Below are 2,528 nucleotides of genomic sequence, written 5' to 3' on the forward strand. Positions count from 1 at the left end.
GTAAGCGCGACGCGGCCCCCCTCCTGCCGCTTCTGATCTGACCGGGCCATTTTCTGTACGCATGAGCGTTGGAGGTGTTGGTTTGGAACGAGACGGCAAAGTGGGCGTCCATTTGGACGGCCCAGGGGACGGCAGGGTTTCTCGGCTAGAGGTGATCGAGGGGCCGAGCGGGCGTCGGCGGCGCACGAAGGCGGAGCGGGCGCGGGTCGCTGCGGAGAGCCTGGTGCCGGGGGCCTCGGTAACGGATGTCGCGCGGCAGCACGGGACGACGCGCTGGCAGGTCTACGACTGGCGGAAGAAGTTGCGGACGGGGCAGCTTGTCGTGCCCGAGAGCGTGGCGGCCCTGCCGATGTTTGCAGAGTTGGTCGTCGAGGGTCCCGCAGCGGCGATGCCGGCAGAGACGGAGGTCGCCACCGGCGTGGAGATCGTTGTCGGCGATGTCGTGATCCGCGTCGGGGCCGACGCCGATGAGATCCTGCTGACCAGGTCCATCCGGGCGGCGCGGACGGCGACATCATGATGCTCGGTCAGGGAGGGCCAACAAAGGTCTATGTGGCGACGCGCCCGGTGGACTTCCGCAAGGGGATCGATGGCCTCGCGCTGGCGGTGCAGGAGATGTCCGGGCTCGATCCATTCTGTGGGGCGGTCTTCGTCTTCCGCTCGAAACGGGCGGACAGGATCAAGCTGCTGGTTTGGGATCAGACCGGAATGGTGCTCGTTCACAAGCGCCTTGAGGGAGGCAAGTTCGTCTGGCCGCAGATGCGGGACGGAGTGATGCGGATCTCCTCGGCGCAGCTGGCGGCTCTGTTCGAAGGGTTGGATTGGCGGCTGGTGCGGCCGGAACGGGCGCGGCGTCCGCTGGTCGCAGGGTGAGCGGGCGGACGCACGGGAATTCCCTGTTTTTGCTAGCCAGAACCGCGTTTGCGTGATTCACTCCGAGGCATGGATGCCGATGCCCTCAGCCGTGAGAACGCTCATCTGAAGGCCCGCCTGACCGAGGTCGAGGCGGCGCTCGTGGAGGTGCAGGAGGCCAATCGTCGGCTGGAGGGCATCCTGCGGGCATCGCAGCGCGAGCGCTTCGGCAAGAGTTCCGAGAAGCTGTCACCCGACCAGTTCAATCTGCCGCTCGAGGATGCCGAACTGGCCCAAGGCGTCCTCGCGGCCGCGCAGGAAAAGGCAGAGGCCGCGCTTGCCCAAACGCGCGGGGAAGAACCTCGCAAGCCCGCGCGCAACCGCGGGCATCTGCCGGCGCACCTGCCCAGGGTCGAGCGCGTGATCGAGCCCGCCAGCATCCAATGCCCCTGCGGCTGCGGTGAGATGGCCCGGATCGGGGAAGATATATCCGAGCGGCTCGACGTAATCCCGGCGCAGTTCCAGGTGCTGGTGACGCGGCGCCCGAGATACGCCTGTCGCCGCTGCTCGCAGGCCGTCGTGCAGGCGCATGCCCCTGAGCATGTCGTCCCTGGCGGGCTGCCGACCGAACGGCTGATCGCGTGGATCATCGTCTCGAAGTTCGGCGACCACCTTCCGTTCTACCGCCAAGCGGGGATCTTCGAGCGGCAAGGTCTCCACCTCGACCGTGGCACACTCGGCAACTGGACGGGGCGCGCCTGCTTCCACCTGATGCCTGTCATCGACCACATGAAGGCTCATCTGCGCAGCGCCGACCGGATCTTCGTGGACGAGACCCGCGCGCCGGTGCTCGATCCGGGCCGGAAGGCTACCAAGAGCGGCTACTTCTGGGCCGTCGTGTCCGACGATCGCGGCCATGGCGGTGTCGGTCCGCCCATCGTGCTGTTCCACTACGCCCCCGGCCGAGGACGGGAGCATCCGCTAAAGTTCCTCGCCGGATACCGCGGCCGGTTCCTGCAATGTGACGCCTACCAGTCCTACAACGCGCTGACCGAGATCACGCGCGATGAGGGGCCGTGGCAGTTGGTCAATTGCTGGACCCATGTCCGCCGTCGCTTCGTGAAGCGCTTTGAAAGCGAGGGCTCGCCCATCGCCGAGGAGATGCTGCGCCAGATCGCATTGCTGTATCAGATCGAGAAGACCGTGCGCGGCCAGGCTCCCGCCGACCGTCTCGCCGTCCGGAGCGCCCAGGCCGCCCCGATCATCGCCGCGCTCAAGCCCTGGCTTGGAACTCAGCTGTCGCGCATCCCGCAGAAATCCCTTCTGGCCGAGGATATCCGCTATACCCTCGCGCATTGGCCCGGCCTGATCCGCTTCCTCGACGACGGCACCCTCGAGCTCGACACCAACCCGGTCGAAAACCAGATCCGTCCGATCGCGCTGACCCGCAAGAACGCCCTCTTCGCCGGCAACGAGGTCGGCGCCGAGAACTGGGCCATGCTCGCCTCGCTCGTCGCCACCTGCAAAATGGCCGGCGTGAACCCCGTCGACTATCTCGCCGACACCCTCCGCGCCATCCTCGACGGACACCCCAAATCCCGCATCGAAGACCTCATGCCCTGGCGGCACGCACAGCCGTCAAGCCTCACCGCATAGGGCCGCGACGTCGCGCTTAC

At 66.9% G+C, this 2,528-nt stretch carries 3 protein-coding genes; all 3 read left to right on the plus strand.

Features of this window, described 5'->3' with window-relative positions; translation table 11 throughout:
* Window positions 1–151: 151 nt before the first annotated feature.
* The 3 genes from tnpA to tnpC all read left to right on the plus strand — a co-directional run bounded on the left by tnpA (window position 152) and on the right by tnpC (window position 2,508).
* On the plus strand, window positions 152–520 hold the full coding sequence (gene tnpA, locus FHD68_RS18265; RefSeq protein ID WP_204245734.1) for an IS66-like element accessory protein TnpA: 369 nt from the start codon (window positions 152–154) through the stop codon (window positions 518–520).
* Entirely contained in the window at window positions 517–873 is a 357-nt protein-coding gene (gene tnpB, locus FHD68_RS18270) for an IS66 family insertion sequence element accessory protein TnpB (protein WP_071209476.1), read from the plus strand. Before tnpA ends, tnpB begins: the two co-directional genes overlap by 4 nt.
* A gap of 69 nt (window positions 874–942) precedes the next feature.
* Window positions 943–2,508: an IS66 family transposase gene (gene tnpC / locus FHD68_RS18275; protein WP_127897300.1), complete on the plus strand. Its 1,566-nt coding sequence runs from the start codon at window positions 943–945 to the stop codon at window positions 2,506–2,508.
* Window positions 2,509–2,528 lie beyond the last annotated feature (20 nt).

This window comes from Paracoccus marcusii (genome assembly GCF_006151785.1).
Taxonomy (GTDB): domain Bacteria; phylum Pseudomonadota; class Alphaproteobacteria; order Rhodobacterales; family Rhodobacteraceae; genus Paracoccus; species Paracoccus marcusii.

What these genes read in the sequence shown, in the direction of transcription:
- tnpB (WP_071209476.1), top strand. Translation starts at nt 517, where the DNA reads ATGATGCTCGGTCAGGGAGGGCCAACAAAGGTCTATGTGGCGACGCGC.
- tnpC (WP_127897300.1), top strand. Translation starts at nt 943, where the DNA reads ATGGATGCCGATGCCCTCAGCCGTGAGAACGCTCATCTGAAGGCCCGC.